Here is a 17,053-nt window from a genome sequence, read left to right on the forward strand (position 1 = left end):
CCCTTTGTTTTAACATTTAAATAAATTACTACTAATTATATCCATAAGATGTTCTTGTTCTACCTCTATCGAACCATCTAAGACACATTTTTTAGCAGCATTCTGTGCTACCGAAACCACACTTGCAGCGGAATGCCCATTTAATTTATCAGCAATAAAAGACCAATCAATTTTATTATTGGTTTTTATTGCTGATAATGTTGTTTTCAATAATTTCTCGATTTCAACCTTAGTTGGCCTTGGCATTTCAATTATATCATCAAACCTTCGAAAAAGTGCCTCATCTAAAGAAACTCTCAAATTAGTAGTAGCTATGACTAATCCTGACGAATTATATTCATCCAGTAATGTTAATAACATATTTACTATTCTAGGTGCCTCACCTACGTCCTGACCTGTAGTCCGTGATTTTGCAATAAAATCACACTCATCAAGCAACAAAACAGCTGGCTCTTCTTTACAATAATCAAAAACCGTTCTTAGATTTGATGCTGATTCACCAAAATATGAAGAAAGTAATGAATCAAAACGAACTTTAAGTAATGGCAATCCTAAATTCCAAGCAATCCTCTCTGCCGCCATTGTCTTCCCACATCCAGGTTCACCATAAAGCAGTATTTTTTTTTTGGGCATCAAATTAAATTTAGCAAGTCTATCTTTAGCAGCATACTCCTTTTCGATACAGAATAATCTATACTCAATCTTCTCATTTAGTATCATATGGTGTTTTAGTTGTTCTCTTGGAACAAAAGATACCAATTGCATATTATTGCGCTTAGTAGTCGGTAAACCACTCATCGTTCCAGTTGGTTTACTATTCACATATTGTGAAAATCCGTTTGTTTTTTTTGGCTTTTCAGAATATTTTATCCTCTCAAGGGAATCTGCCAAAACTTCATGGTTTATTTCTCGCTCTTTCAAAATGATTTGATCAGCAATTTTTTTTAAAGACATAATATCTTCTGAAAAAATAGCTTTGAATAATCTTTTATATAGTTCTGCTGTCATTTTAAACTTTCCTTTCTTCAATTACCGAATAATCTCCATAAACTGCTAGCTTATTAAAAATCACATTATTATAGCTACCGATAATTGAATTATTACTTTTAAAAATTCGTCCAAACCGCATACATGTCTTCTTATTCAGAGCCTTGTGCGTATGCAACCTATATCGTTAATATAGGTATTATATTTCATACTATGAAATTATGCAATGTCATTACAACAGCTTAGCAAAAATATACAGCAACCTTATAATTATCTCTTTGAAAAGAGAATGTGGGAAAGGAAATGGATTATTACTAGCCTTCAGAGTGATAGTATTTACTTGTAGGTGTATTACTTAGGGTTGCTGAGGGCTATCATTAATATTCTATAACGGCAATTCTTTAAGGCACTCATCAAACCAATTAAATGCATATGTTAACATTAACATATCTGACTCTTCAATAGTTTTTGCATGCGCATCAACCCTATGTTTATTAACAATATCAAGAAATGAATCAAACTTAGATTTATCAATAAATATTTTCTCAAATAATGACCAATTTTTCAGAATTACTTTTTTTACATCTAATAAGAAAAAATGATTTGTAATTATATCATTAATTTCTTTGTCTTCCAATAAAGATCTCTTTGATGATTCTATAACTTCCAATAATTTACTTTTGGTTTTTTTACTTCCATACTGAGCAGCTATTTGAAGTTGCATTAATTTTCTTAGACTTTCTTCAAGTTTATTTCTCCTTAATGATATTTTCGTCCAAGTTTCTTCCTTACTTGTTGGTTTACCTTTAATTTTGTGCATCTTGTCTATATACAACGACACAGCATTTATCGTTATATAATAATTTTTATTAATCTCTTTTATGATTCCATATCCTATTAAATGATTTATTTCTTTCTCACGATAATCGATATTCTTTTTAAAAATCTCATTACCATCAACCGCGAGTATTTCCAATAATTCATATTCTTTAGGATACCAATTTTTCAAAACACTTAATACCATTTCAACATAATGCACTATCTTACTATCATATTCCTCTTTTTTTGCATCATACTCATATTTTGATATGATACATGGTCGCATTGCAGATGCTTCCTTATTAATCAAACTACATATATGTCTAATTAAGAAAGGATGTCCCCCATAATCCTCTGTTAATTTAGTATATATTTCTTCATCAAATCTTAATCCCATGTACTTTCCAATATGTTCTATCATATCTTTTACATTATCTAAATTAAATAATTCTAAATATTTAATACTAACCATATCAAATATTGGGTTTTCAACGTCCAATATATATGAACTTTCTATGCATAGCGGATTAACACCTGCTAAGACAAATGTGAAACACTCTGGCGCTTTTTGAAAAACCGATCTAATAGTTTGCCAAAACATATAAAAATCTCTACCTGTTTTCCAATTCATATCTTCAGCTGTTGTAAAACAAATATGTTCTATTTCATCGAACATTAGTAGTATCCTTGTATTCCTAAGTAACTTATGTATTTGAAATATATCTTCCTCAAAAGATATTGCTGCATTTCTATCGATATATCTCTCAGATTCGTTCACTACTACAGTTTCTATTTCATATTTTTTTGCAATATCTTTAATGATTTTTGCTAAGAGTTCGTTCCATCTGCATAAGTAAACCCCCGGATTTTGACAATCAATATATAAAGAAAACCCTTTTCGAGAAATAATTTGCCTTTCTAACGAATATAGAACAGAGGTTTTTCCTGTTTTTCTCAACCCAAATAGTCCGCTTTGTTCACCTAGTAAATATTTATCAAATAATTCTTGTACCAATTTTGTACGACCATAAAAATATGCTTCTGTTTTTAAAGGAGACTCTAATGCAAACAAATCACGATTATAAAAATAATTTCTAAGTTTATCACTGATATAATTTTTTGTTAATCCTTTTTTCAATATTTCATTATATGTAAAAGGCACTATTATTCTTGCATCTTTATTAATTGAGTTTATACCTCTAATTTTTGTTTCAATATTGATATCATTACTTACTAAAAAAACGCATACTTTATCAAGTCTATTATCATACTCTTCTAATGTTTTATCAACAAAATCCAGTGTTCTTGCCTCAAATTCTTTATATGGCGAAAAAAGTAACAACACTTCATTGTACAGATTATAGAATTCTCTTAACTCCTGTCCTGGTTGTAAAAAATCAAACACATAGTTTGTGGTTTTAAAAACACCTGCTTTTGAAAATGTAATCGCAAAATATTTAGATAATTCATTTACAACTCTAATTTCTTGTTCCGCTCCGCAAATTTTCAATCCTTTCTTTATCCCTACTCTTACACAGTAAGAGGCCTCTTTACTATAATTTTTCTCACGTATGTTCATTTTCTTTCCCCTTATAGTTTCTATTTTTTACAGCATTTTTTCATTTGCCTATAATACATATTATAAGATTATTTCCTACTTCTTTCTCACATTTGAATATTTGTTTAAACCCTTGCAATGAATAAAAATCCTGTTCATCTTTACTCATTTTTTCATATTCATCATTGTTAATTTACATTATTATATTAATTATTTTACCATGGAAAAAACATTGTATCAACTATAGTATAAATTTAAAAAAACTTATTAACATACAATTTCATGTTTATCTGTAATATTTTGTGCGCCGGCCGCACCTCCACGGTGCGGATTTTTCGCGTCAGTATTTGCCGCGCTTTCCAAATGCGATTTTCGCATTTGTTTTCCCGTATCTTTGATACGGCTACCGTACTCCGGTACGGAGGGCGCGGCATTAAAGCCGCGAATGCGCCCCTACCGGGCGCGTAAAAGCCTCTGTTTCCCCCCGGAAACAGAGAATAGCAAGCATCGCAAGTGGGTACCCACTCGCGCACTTTTGTACAATTTTCGGCGGCGCGAAAATTATACAAAATGCTTGTTGGTGGCTCTGCCCCCAAACCCCTGATTTCGTATTTTACGAATGTAAAATCCGATGAGAAAAGCAAAAAAAATAAAGCCGATGGCACCACGTCCACCGGCCAGATTTCATAAGCTGATATCTTTATTTTTATCCTGCTTTTTTTTAGTTTCCTCCCTCTCCACTTTTAATTTTATATTAAGTGTCGCTTCTATATTTTTCTGTATCACATACAGTTCTTTCAAAATTTTTCTTATAGAAATATTTTCTTTTGATAGCATATCATGCTTCATTTTTAATTGCTTATAATCATCAAACATTCCCTTAAGATTTATTTCTCGTGTGTTTATTCCTTCACGCTTCATATAATATTCGGCTGCATAATAAAGGATAATTTCTTGTTCATGTTCTTTTAAAAAAGCACTGCCCGGTAATTCCTTTTTGGCCTGTCTTGCAAGCTTACCATAATTAAAATAATTCTGAGTAAACTTAATTTTTTCAGATAAGCTTTGCATTTCTTTTTTCATTTCCTTTAAAGAATTATTATTATCTTTCTGCACCTTTGAGACATCATTTATTTTATCTTCCAATTGTTCAATTGTTCTTAGATTATTTTTTTGCAGATAACTCATTGTCTCTGCAAGGCTTCCCATATTTCCTCTCATAACCGCTCTCTTATAGCCCACCGATTCCTGAGCTTTTAGACATTTGGATATATCGACAATCAAATTTACACTATCCCTATTTCTCTTATATCCTTTTCTTCTTTTAGGGGTGGACTGTTCTTTTGTGGAAGAAGCTTTTTTCTCGTTTTTCTTCTCATAAAATTCCTTATTTTCAATTCGCTTTTTAATCATCTCCTCTGAGTAAAAATCTCCAATTTTTTTAGCACGTGTGAAACGATTCTGTTCTGGGGCGCGAAAAGCGATATGTTTTCCTCTCTTAATTTCATATCCTTCCAGCTCCATAATTTGTATGAATTCTTCAAAGCTATTTGCTTTAATAATAGCTTTATCAATGGCCGTTTTTAATTTATCTTTCCAGCTATTTCCTTCCTTCGACTGCTCATATTCATATCTGCTTTTACCTCTAATACCTGAGGTTTCTTCTATTACGGAGCATCCATTCTCGCGGCATATTTTATCGTTTTCTTTACGGATTCTATTATGTTCCCAGAAGTTTATATGATATTTTTTATGATAAATATAATCAGTGGCATTAAAAATAATATGGTTATGTAAGTGATCTTTATCTACATGAGTTGCAATTACAAATTCGTATTTTCCCCCTAACACATTTTGTGCAAATTCCATTCCCATTCTATGAGCGTCTTCCGGTGTTATATCATCCTCCGGATCAAAAGACTGCATCAAATGGTAAGCGATTCTATTGCCGTTCTGGCTGCCTTTTCGTGCGGTCATGTTCATTTCTACATCGGCAGTTTTCAAGCTACAGCCATAGGTTGACACCAGCGTTCCATTTTCGGTTTTATCAGGATTAGTAATATAATCAATTGCTTTTTTTAATGTATTCTTAATTGCTTTTATTTTTGATATTGCCATAAATTCCTCCGATTGACTACATAAAAAAAAGGGAAAGAGATTCCTCCCTTTCCATCTACTTATTTTACAGATATTAAATCATCCTTTCATTATTATGAGCATTATCATCTTTTACATTTAATCGAGATTGAATATCACTGATAACTTTATTTATTTCTATTTTTCCTGATGTGCTTTTTTGCATTTCAACAAACTTTTTCATATGTTCAATTTCTTTCTCTTCTAGTTCTCTAAAAAATTGCCTCAATCCTTTCGAATCAGAATTGGAAAGAAAGGAAAAGTATTTTCCTCTTTCATCCTTCGGAATGACAATCGGAGCCATTCCATTCTTGAGAAATTCATAGTTCACAAGCAGGCGTCCGGTCCGGCCGTTGCCATCTTCAAACGGATGTATACGTTCCATTTGTATATGCCCATCAGCTATTTTTTCAAAGATATCCGGATATTCCACATGATTATAGTTATAAACAAAATACATCATCTTTTGAGGTAGCTCGAACGCTGCCGGCGGTATATGCTCCGCTCCCTGAATACGTACTGATACTTTACGATAACCGCTAATCTCATTAATATTCTTGTTTATAATAATTGCAATTTCTTTAATCAATTTCTCGGTTAAATCATCATCCAAGTGATCTAAAACATAATCAATTGCATACTTATGATTAATTGCTTCATATATCTCACGCGGCTTAGCAGAAACTTTAAAATCATTATCATTAAATATAATGGCATAAGTATCTGCGTAGGATAAAGTATTTCCTTCAATGGCATTGGAATGATAAGTACTCCTGGTAATAAAATCCTCAAAATATTCTTTGTTGTTTCTAATAAATTCCGTTATACTCATACTGAACCTCCAATCTCAGTTATAACTAAATTATATTTTAGGAATTCAGGAATAGCTTTTTTAATAAGCTCTTTCTTTATTGCATCACTTTCAACCACTTTACAGTATATTTCGACACCATAAGGGAATGTTAATTTATCTAACATTCCATCCGCATATTTTTTAACATATTCCAGCTTCATTTCTTCATCAATACAGTCCAGGTAATTAACTAAGGCAACAGTATAATAAAGCTTCTCATATTGTTTCTGTTCATATAAATCTTCTAGAGAAATTTCGTCTATCAAATAATGAAGGAATGAATCATTATCTATAGAGTCTTTAAGCCTATGCTCAAGCTCACTCACAAAATTTCTTTGAGAAATAGACGTATAATCAACTACGGCTTCTTTCATATACTTTTCACCCTCTTTCTACTTCTATGTATAGTATACCTTATTTAGTTAAATTTTTACAATATTGTTTTCAATATGCATTAATTTGCTTCGAAGCAACTGCCATATTGCGTCCAAATCCTTTTGAATGTGATCCATATCTTTCTGATAGACCAAATGCTCCGAATTGACGTGATGCGCAATCTGATTAATATTTATACCTATCTTATTTATTTCATAGATCAAGTCCTTCAGGTCTTTGTAATCGACATTAATAATATATCCGTCTATTGCCATTTTTCTTAAATATGAACTTAAGTCATGACTTCCACTAACCCTGATTCTTTCTTCAATTGCTTGTCGCTCTGCCTCTGTGCATCGAAATTTCACTTGTTTATCTCTCACTCTAAATTCATACATATAACCACTCTCCTGATAAAAAAATAAGGGAGCAGACGCTCCCTTATTTACATTATTTAACAATATTTTTCCATACCCTTTTCCTTTGATAACTGAGGTGCATATAATTCGACTTGCTGTTTTTTTTGATTCAGTTTACTAATTATAGACTCGCTCCCCAGGTTCGATATAATGCTCTCTTCATTACATTCCTCAGCGACATCAATATCCACGTCAAAATTTTCTGTCTTATCCATATTTAGAATAGCATTTAGCTCATTTAAACGTGATATTTTTTCGTTTAAATCGATTTCTTGTGCAAAAGGTTTATTTACTTCCATTTTAGCTGTATCAAGCTGATGCTCAACATTATCAAGTACCTGTCTCAAATCAGATTCCTTATTCGCCATAGAATCCAGTGCATTGTTTAACCTCTGAACATTTCCAAGCGGATCGCTGCCAACTTCCACATCATGAGTAAGTTTTCCCTTTAGGCAAACCGTATACTTTGCATAGAAGGAATCAAATACAACATTCATTTTTAAACCGAGGTATTCCCCTATCGCGACCGCTGCATTAGTCTCCTTTATCTCTTTGCATATAGAAATGAGAGCAGTTCCGGCTTCTTTTTTGTCGTTATATGTTTTGCCTCCAATCAACATTGAAAAACTGTCCTTATCTACCGGTCTATTCTGCTGATAAGTCTTTATATCCAACTGATATCCGGCCAATCTCTCCTTTAATGTAGTAATCTGCTGTGGATAATTCTTTGCAATATTGTCCTCCAGACGATAACGCTGACTGGTATGGTTCGCCTTTAGAAGCTTCAGCCTTGACACCTGTATGTCCAAGTCCATTTTCTCCTTGATGTAGGGATTTCCTGTTGCTAGGGCCTTAACCTCCGCATAGGTAAGTGCAGCTTCGTCAATGTCCTCACAGCTTCGAACCGGGCTTTTACTCGTCATAATCTGTCCAATGAATTTCTGCTTGTTTTCAATAAGCTGCCAAGAGTAACTGTCAAAGGTTCCTTCTGTCACATAGCGGAAAATCTTGACTTTAGGATTCAGATTGCCCTGGCGTAAAATTCTTCCCTCCTGCTGTTCAATATCTGACGGCCGCCAAGGCACATCCAGGTGGTGCAAAGCAATCAGTCTATCCTGGACATTCGTTCCTGCTCCCATCTTCTGGGTAGAGCCAAGTAAAAAGCGAACCTGCCCGCTTCTTACTTTTGCGAACAACTCCGCTTTTCGTATTTCCGTATTGGCTTCATGAATAAAAGAAATATCCTCTTTTGGTACACCTTTTTCTATCAGCTTATTCCTTATATTCTCATACACATTAAAACTACCACCACCTTTTGGAGTAGATAAATCACAGAAAAGAATCTGTGCTGACTTATCCTCTTTACTCTCTTCCCATATACGATAGCTATTTTCCACACATACCGAAGATTTTGATTGTTCCTCATCGGGCAGCATGTCGTTGATGAGCCGCTGGTCTAATGCCAATTTTCTTCCGTCATTAGTAATTTTGAGCATATTGTCAACATGAGGTTCCACCTGCCGGTCACGTACTTTTTCCGCACGTTCCGCAAGAGACTTCACCATATCCTTCTGGTAATCGCTAGGTTTTAATACTTCATTGATATACTCCGCCTTGGGTATTGGTAAATTTAACATATCCGGCGTTTGAATGTCTGCACTTTCCTTGAACAGAGATATTAATTCCGGCAGATTAAAGAATTTTGCAAACCTTGTCTTTGCCCGGTATCCCGTTCCCTCCGGAGCAAGCTCTATAACGGTCTGTGTTTCCCCAAAGGCCGCCGCCCAACTGTCAAAATGTCCAAGTCCCATTTTCTGTAAGGTATGGTATTGGAGATAACGCATATTGGTGTATAACTCTGTCATACTATTGCTGATTGGTGTTCCAGTGGCAAAAGTAATACCCTTTCCACCCGTCAGTTCATCTAAATACTGACACTTCGCAAACATATCCGATGATTTTTGTGCTTCTGTCTGCGCAATACCCGCCACGTTTCGCATTTTAGTGTAAAGAAACAGATTTTTGTAGTTATGGCTTTCATCTACAAACAGCCTGTCTACACCCAACTGCTCAAATGTAACCACATTATCCTTCCTTGTAGCATCGTTTAAGCGGCATAAACGGGCAGATAGTGATTTCTTCGTCTTTTCCATCTGCTTAATAGTATAGCGCTCTCCTTTTGCATCCTTGACCGCTTCAATTGCCATTTCAATCTCGCGGATCTGATTCTCCACAATGGCTATCTGCCGTTCTGTAGAAAGGGGAATTTTTTCAAACTGTGAATGCCCGATAATAACCGCATCATAATCTCCGGTTGCAATTCTAGAACAGAACTTCTTACGGTTAGCTGGTTCAAAGTCTTTCTTCGTGGCAGCAAGTATATTAGCCCCGGGATATAACCGCAAAAAATCACTTGCCCACTGCTCTGTTAAATGGTTTGGCACTACAAAAAGGCTTTTTTGGCACAATCCAAGACGCTTACTCTCCATTGCCGCAGCGGTCATTTCAAAAGTCTTTCCTGCTCCTACACAGTGGGCAAGCAGCGTATTATCTCCGTATAGAACATGCGCCACTGCATTTTTCTGGTGTGGTTTTAGGATAATATCCGGAGTCATACCAGGAAATTTCAAATGGCTTCCGTCGTATTCCCTCGGACGAGTAGAGTTAAACAGTACATTGTATTTATCACACAAAGTCTGTCTTCTAACCGGTTCTTTGAATACCCAATCCTTAAAGACTTCTCTGATTGCTTCCTGCTTTTGACTTGAAAGCATGGTTTCCTTTTTGTTTAATACCCGCTTTTCCTTTCCATCCTCTATAACGATATCAAATATCCTACTATCACGAAGATTTAAGGAATCTTCTAATATTTCATAAGCATTTTTCCTGCCGGTTCCGTAAGTGACATTCGTAAGGGCATTGCCTCTGTCAGCATTTTTTCCTTTGATATTCCACTGTCCAGTTACATCGGAATACTGTACTCCAACAACATTACGATCAAACAGATAATTAGGCGTTTCAAAAGTTTCCCGCATAAAATCCACAAGATATTCCGGAGCAATCCACGTTGCCCCGATACGCACCTCAATTTCTGATGCATCTAACTCTTTAGGCTGAACCTTTTCCAAAGAAGCTACATTTATGCCATATGTAGGGTTATTTTCAGCGAAAGTTTTTGCAACTTCCATTTTCTCCCTAACATTCCCACTAAGATATTCGTCTGCAGTTACCCATTTATCCGTTACTGGATTTAAAAAAATTACTCCGGCAAGCTCCTTTGTTATATCTTCTTCGTTTTTTTCCGTTAATGAAGCCATAAAGGCTAAATCAACCTTTGCCTTTTCAGAAAGGGATACGGCCAGAGCTTCACTTGCGGTATCTACCTGAGTAACTACTACCTGTTTTTTTATGGTGCGCTTGGTGAACATATCCGCTTTGCCGTTGAAGTTTCCTTCTTCATCTAGCTTCTCCAATGAACAAAGTAAGCAATAACTGGAGTCTTGATTAAATGCTCTTTTATTGGTCTGAGAATTTATTAACCCATATTCTTTTGAAAAGACATCATATAGTTTATTTAGCTCTGTTTGCTTACTTTTTATCATAGAATCTGGAAAATCATTTAATTGCAGATAAATAAGCTCCTGCGTACATTCCCTTAAACCTACCATTCTAATAATCCGTTGTTCCATCGACTCAGACACTTCCACAGGTTTCATTATTGAATTTTCCCGGTAGTATGCTCTTTTTCCTACAATTGTGTAACTGTAGTTCTGCACATTCGGATCTGCAGGTAAACTCTCTCTTGCCAGCTCATCGTCAAACTCATCAAGCTCTATGGTATCTATGGTTCCCTTAATCTGCTCCACTGCATTATAAAGCTGTTCTACAAATGGAATATCTGCATCCGGGGTGCAGGTTGCCTCCATTCCGTAAGGACCGGAGATCATTTCCATTTTCCCCAGAATCATTTCCGGGTGTTCCACAAAATAGTCATTCATAACAATACTATCTTCGTTCTCCGATAAATGTACCCAATCTGGCTCATGGTCGATTATCCGGTCTCGCTTCTTAAGAAAGATAAGATCTGATGTGACCTCGGTTCCCGCATTTTCTTTAAATGCGTTGTTTGGAAGCCGTATTGCGCCCAATAATTCCGCCCTCTGTGCAAGGTATTTACGCACAGCCGGACTTTGCTTATCCATTGTTCCCTTCGATGTGATGAAAGCAAGTATGCCACCCGGCCTAACTTTTTCTAATGTTTTCGCAAAAAAATAATCGTGAATTAGGAAATTATGCTTATCATATACCCTATCAGCCACTTTATACTGACCAAAAGGGATATTTCCGATTGCTACATCAAAGAAATCATTAGGGAATTCAGTCTTTTCAAAGCCGATTATCTTAATGTCAGCATGCGGATAAAGCTGCCTTGCAATACGCCCTGTTATGCTGTCGAGCTCCACTCCGTACAACCCGCTAGCTTTCATTTTCTCTGGCAGCATGCCAAAAAAATTGCCTATGCCCATTGCCGGTTCTAAAATATTTCCCTTTTCAAATCCCATTCTATCCATTACATGATAAATACCTTTAATAATAGCAGGACTTGTGTAGTGGGCATTCAAGGTGCTTCCCCTTGCCGATGCATATTCTTCCAAAGACAATATGCTTTTTAGTTCCTGGTATTCATTTGCCCACCCTGCTTTAGTTTCGTCAAAGACATCGGCAAGACCCCCCCACCCCACATAGCGGGATAAAATTTCTTGTTCTTGTGTTGTTGCAAGTCGGTGCTCACTCTCAATCTGGTCTAAAACGCGAATTGCTGCAATGTTCTGCTTATACTTTTCTTTTGGGGAGAATCCTAGCTTTTTGTTTTCTGAATTTTGCTCACTTCTTTCATAGGTAATTCGGAAATTAACCGCACTCGCTTTATCTATTTTTAAAATTTCTTTCTCCGCCGGTGCCGTTTCTGTTTCCGGATACGGTCTTAGTAAGTCAACATCCTGCTCTTGAACAGAAAAAATATCGGGAGGCGTATATTTTTTACTTGCTTCCGCCGCCAAAATAATCTCCACCTGTTCCTCTACACTTGGAAAAAGGCTAAGCTGCTGATATTCCTCCTGTGAGATATTCTCTCTAGGAGCAAGGTACGTGCCCTTCTCAATAAAGGAGCAGACCTTGTTTCGCACTTCCTCCCATGATGCCCTGGTTTCTGCTGTCCGGCTCAAATAATTTCCCATCCACATAGTGATTCCATCAGTATCTGCCCGGTACCCGGCACGCTGTTTTTTGATACCGATATAAAATTCGGTGTATTCCTCCAACTTATAGCATCTTTTTAAATAATCCCGCTGTTTTGCTTCATCTAGCTCAGTTAGCAGATACCCGGCAATCTCTGGGCGTTTATGTATCAAAAACTTATCATAACGCAAAATACCACGCTCATAATCAGTAAGAGAAAAACCGGACGATGTATCATCGCCCGGCTCACTCCCCGCTGTATTTAGTTGTATATCAGTTCCGTCAGTACGATTTCCTCCGCTGAGTGTCTGATGTTGTTCATCTTCTGCACCCATAACATCTGATCTGTTGCTTTGAGCTGCTCTGTCACGCCCTCTCTCACTTTCATCTGCTCTGTCAGAAGTTCCATTCTCTCTTCTGCTTGTTCCTGCAGCGTAAGCAAGTGGCTCATGAGATTTCCATTCAGTAACAGCCCCGTATAAATCCCCTTCTTGTTCTCCTTCAGATAATTCTTGCGCAGGAGTCCGTATTTGGTCAGTGTTCCCTCCGGCTGCTCGTCCAACATAATCTGAGGTATTAGGTAATCCCCGTTCTCCTCGTATTTCAACTTCATATTCATCGCTCCTTTTTACATGAGAATATTCACTTTGTGCCGGCTCCATTTCGCTTTTACGCTTTAAAGCATTATAGTACATATCAGACTCATTTTCAAGTATTATTTCTTTGAAATTTCCTTCTTGCCTATCCCGAACTGTAATTTCTCTTTCATACGCTCTTATAGCCCTTCCAATTTCTATAAGAATAGGTTTTGATAGATCGGTGGTGGCACTGCCGATAACAGATAGAGTTTCTACAGTATTAAAATTATGGATATGGCTAAAGTCAAGCGCCGTCCTGTACTTCTCCATATCAGCACCGCACCTTGACAGCAGCATATAAGCAATGTTGGAAGATAAAGTTTCTTTTATCCGAAGTACTGCGTTCTGCTCGTCAAGCTTCTCAAAAAATCTGCCTTCGCTCACATAATTCACTTGTGAAATAATATCATCATAAAATTCTTCAGTTATATGATCTGCAATCTCAATTAATCGGTCCTCGAAGATATTTGTTCCGTTGGTACTCCCATAAGTTTTTTCAAGCTGATTTACGACCACCCCCTTATGATCTTCCCGCATAATCCACAGATAGGGATAACGCCCGATTCCCCTCGCCTTATGCACATCGGATATATCAAAGACATATTTCAGCCCGTTTCCACTATCTGATTCTTCATCAATCAAAGCTATGCCTTTTGAGCCCTTATTCACCCAACAATGCATTATTTCATTCCATTGTTCCAGAGAAGCACAAGCAGTCGCATCCGGCCTTTGGGCATAAATAAGGATTTGTTCAGAAAATGGATATTTGTATAATTTTGCTGCGAAGTCAAGAAACTCCATCCAGCTTATTTCTGTATTTGTTAGTTGTTTAGCGGTATTTTCTGCTAATCTAGTGATATATTCATATTTCTTTTGCATTATATTTACCTCTAATTTTTCTTTCTCATAGGTTACTTTACTTTACGGATTCATGTTCTCTCACATTTAAGGACTTATCTGCTACGGGCAGCGCTTTCTTCTTGCTTTCAATCTTTGAAAGTAGAGAAGGCTTTTTACATAACTCCTTTTTCAGCTTATCTATCTCATTTCTTTTTGTTGTCCAGTCTTTCATGGAATTAAAAGTAGTATCTTGTATAACAGGCTGCAGTTTTTCCACTGGTACTCCATGCTGCAGGCCATATCTCATGAAATCCATTTGCCACTGCTCAGAACAACTATTTTTTATATAGATTACTTGATCTATATTTAAGCCATCCTTTAAAGCAAATCTTAATTCTTCCATTAAATCATTCTTTAATCCAGGATCAGCGAATACCTCTATTTGCTCATATGTCATGAGATCCTTCAAGGCCCGCTTAATAACCTCATATTGCCCCGTAGAATACATTTTTCCATTATATTCGATTATTTCCTCATTTGAGTTCTTAACATCCTTTAAATCGGGCAGAACAAAGCGTTCAATTATCTCTTTCGTTTCACCTTCACTAAGTGTTGGAAAATGTACTCCATAATCATCACCAAATATGTCAATGGCTTCCTCATCGGAATTATAATAAATCGTGGCTCTATTATCATACATCTCATTTCCCACGAAGATTCTATAATCCAGCTCATTCCTGCTTTGCTGGCGATAAGCCTCTTGTTCTGCATAATAGCCGGTAACAGGTAAGAATTCTGCGAATTTATTAAGATCACAATCTCGTGTTATATAGAATTTATTTTTAAACTTATTATATTTTGCACCGTTTTCCGACAAGGTTTTAGCCAATGCTTTAAATTCCTTACGATCAGAAATGTGGGGAATATTTAAATAAATAGGCGTAATATTTTTGCCGCTTGCGATCTCATATTTGGCAAAATTATCATACATATTCTTGTCTATATTTAGTTCTCCGATGTAAACATTAATATATTGGGTTTCTTTTAGAAGACTTTTGTTCTTTTCCCGAAGAGTGGTGAGAATGTCTTGTGCACTGTTTCCATAAAGGGTTTCTGTATCCTTCCCCTCGCCATGCTTATCTACATATACAATTCCTTTATAAGACTTTTCAACCAGACGTGCTTCTCTTTCCGCTAACCATTTCTTATATGTTTTGATTACATTTGAAATAACTTTATTTACTGAATCATGGCTGTAAATCCCATAGTAAAGCCCATATCTATCCAACATATTTTCAATTTCATTATCTTTTTTCAGACTTTCCTCCAAGTCATGGATTCTACCAATTTTTTCAAAGTTTTCCGCATTACGCTGAACTATAAAATTAAAGTTATCATACTGCCCAAATAACTCCCTCAGCATCTGTTCATATTCTGGTGTCAGATTTTTGTGATAGATCTGATTAAGTAGAATTGGCGCATCGGTAATAATAAAATCAACCTTACCAATCAGGCGGTCAATTCTTTTTATTTGTTCCTGAAGGATAGCAAACTGATGCTCTTCCGCGCCATCCAGCATATTCCAATCCTCATCCCACACAAGCTCTTTTGCGTATTCCGGAATGTATTCTGCCGCATAGCCTAGCTTTTTTAATTCTTCCGCTATTCCAAGACTAGCTGTGGATTTTCCCGCCCCTGGTCCTCCAAATGCATTGATAACTACAGATACATTTTTTTCTTTCTCAATTTTTTTCAACATTAAACCATGTTCTTTTACAAAATTTTTGAAATCCATTTTTCCCTCCCAGTTTTGTGGTTAAAAAAAGAAGCCTGTAAGCTTCTTTCATTCTCGATGACTTTATTAGATTCATTGCGAAAAATATTCGATATCGAATATTTTTAACTCCATTTTTCTCTTTACTTCTCGGCAACGACGTGCTATATTTTAATCAAGAAGAGTAACCGCCCACAAGGTGGATGCTTCCGGATGAATGTTAATTAGCTCTCAACGAGAGCCGCCTATCCTGCCGCAGACAGGGTAGGCATTTTTTTACTTGTTATTCCTATCGGAATAGGTAAGTAAAGCAATGAGAAACGTACCGCCTAAAAACAATAATGTCAAGACGTCATATGTATCCATCTGCATCACCTCCCTTCTTTCGTATATTCCTTAATTGGAATACTGAAATCCGGAAGGCTGATAACCAACCCTGTACACGGTTACTCCGTTACTATTTTATCAATAATTTCTATAGAACGCAATTAGTATTTGTCCATTCCTGTTGTCTCCTCTTCTCCCACTATTCCCTTTTTTCTGCTACCAACCAAGCATATCTATTTTACTCCTTCCCTATAGTTCATTCCCTGAGTTCCTTTTTGCGAAGTAATGTCCGCATTATTTTCACTGGTTGTTTTTTTCTTTTCGGACAGCTTACCGATTACTGATGCTTTATCCAAAAAGCAAGTGAACTTTCCTTTATCTGCCTCTTCTGTTATATACCACTTCTTTACTACCCCATCAAACTTGGCACCATTTTCATTCAGATAAGTTACTGTTTCTTGAAATTGCTTTTTCCCTTGAGGAGGGATCTTTAGATATTGCTTATATTTTTTATTATCAATTACCTGCGTTTTATCCACTTGTGGCAGCTCAGCTACTGTAACGACTTCCTTATCACCATTCACATCGAAATGAAAAGCTTCCAGCGCCCCTGCTGTTATTTCACTTACTTTACCATGTAAGACAAAATCAATATCTACCGCTTTTTGAAAAGACAGTCGAACCTCCTCTTGTTTTTGACGGATTTGCTCTAATAGAGGCATTATACTCTGTACATCAAGCTGAAGGGCTGTTTGAATATAATTGATTTTTTCAACTTCATTAAGCTGTATTGCCATTTTTTCTTTTATTTCGATTATTCTGTCCGAGTTAATGTCCATAATCTGAGGAACTTCAAATTCCTCTTGAATTTTATTTAACAGTGTAACTAATTCTTTGTATGTTTCCGAATCTTCCAGAGCATTAATCAAATCTCCAGTAACCTCCATTAGCAAATATTGTTGCTTACGATTGAAAGTTCCCTCTTTGATACGCTGTATGGCATCATCAACACTTCCTAGAACGTCATTACACCATTTTAATTTAGTACTGTCCATACAGATTCCTCCTGTTATTATATTATTAATCAAT

10 protein-coding genes are annotated in these 17,053 nt (G+C 36.1%); all 10 read right to left on the reverse strand.

What is annotated here, in order from left to right; genetic code table 11:
- Positions 1-9: 9 nt before the first annotated feature.
- The 10 genes from V6984_RS12200 to V6984_RS12250 all read right to left on the reverse strand — a co-directional run bounded on the left by V6984_RS12200 (position 10) and on the right by V6984_RS12250 (position 17,019).
- Positions 10-1,008: an ATP-binding protein gene (locus V6984_RS12200; protein WP_342755910.1), complete on the reverse strand. Its 999-nt coding sequence runs from the start codon at positions 1,006-1,008 to the stop codon at positions 10-12.
- 364 nt (positions 1,009-1,372) lie between these two features.
- Positions 1,373-3,385, reverse strand: a complete 2,013-nt coding sequence (locus V6984_RS12205; protein WP_342755911.1) for a hypothetical protein — start codon at positions 3,383-3,385, stop codon at positions 1,373-1,375.
- Positions 3,386-4,048: 663 nt separating this feature from the next.
- Positions 4,049-5,482 carry a relaxase/mobilization nuclease domain-containing protein gene (locus V6984_RS12210; RefSeq protein WP_342755912.1) on the reverse strand — a complete coding sequence of 478 codons (1,434 nt, stop codon included), beginning with the start codon at positions 5,480-5,482 and terminating at the stop codon, positions 4,049-4,051.
- A gap of 73 nt (positions 5,483-5,555) precedes the next feature.
- On the reverse strand, positions 5,556-6,332 hold the full coding sequence (locus V6984_RS12215) for a Fic family protein (protein WP_342755913.1): 777 nt from the start codon (positions 6,330-6,332) through the stop codon (positions 5,556-5,558).
- Positions 6,329-6,727, reverse strand: coding sequence for a hypothetical protein (locus V6984_RS12220; protein ID WP_342755914.1), 399 nt, complete (start codon positions 6,725-6,727; stop codon positions 6,329-6,331). Before V6984_RS12220 ends, V6984_RS12215 begins: the two co-directional genes overlap by 4 nt.
- A 48-nt stretch (positions 6,728-6,775) precedes the next feature.
- Positions 6,776-7,126, reverse strand: a complete 351-nt coding sequence (locus tag V6984_RS12225) for a MobC family plasmid mobilization relaxosome protein (RefSeq protein WP_342755915.1) — start codon at positions 7,124-7,126, stop codon at positions 6,776-6,778.
- 56 nt (positions 7,127-7,182) lie between these two features.
- Positions 7,183-13,824: a DEAD/DEAH box helicase family protein gene (locus tag V6984_RS12230; RefSeq protein WP_425324207.1), complete on the reverse strand. Its 6,642-nt coding sequence runs from the start codon at positions 13,822-13,824 to the stop codon at positions 7,183-7,185.
- A 115-nt stretch (positions 13,825-13,939) separates the two neighbouring features.
- Positions 13,940-15,658, reverse strand: a complete 1,719-nt coding sequence (locus V6984_RS12240; RefSeq protein WP_342755917.1) for an AAA family ATPase — start codon at positions 15,656-15,658, stop codon at positions 13,940-13,942.
- Between the two features lie 255 nt (positions 15,659-15,913).
- Entirely contained in the window at positions 15,914-16,003 is a 90-nt protein-coding gene (locus V6984_RS12245) for a putative holin-like toxin (RefSeq protein WP_342755918.1), read from the reverse strand.
- 194 nt (positions 16,004-16,197) lie between these two features.
- Complete coding sequence (locus tag V6984_RS12250; RefSeq protein WP_342755919.1) at positions 16,198-17,019, reverse strand: hypothetical protein; 822 nt, start codon at positions 17,017-17,019, stop codon at positions 16,198-16,200.
- Positions 17,020-17,053 lie beyond the last annotated feature (34 nt).

This window comes from Kineothrix sp. IPX-CK (assembly GCF_039134705.1).
In the GTDB taxonomy this organism is placed as follows: domain Bacteria; phylum Bacillota; class Clostridia; order Lachnospirales; family Lachnospiraceae; genus Kineothrix; species Kineothrix sedimenti.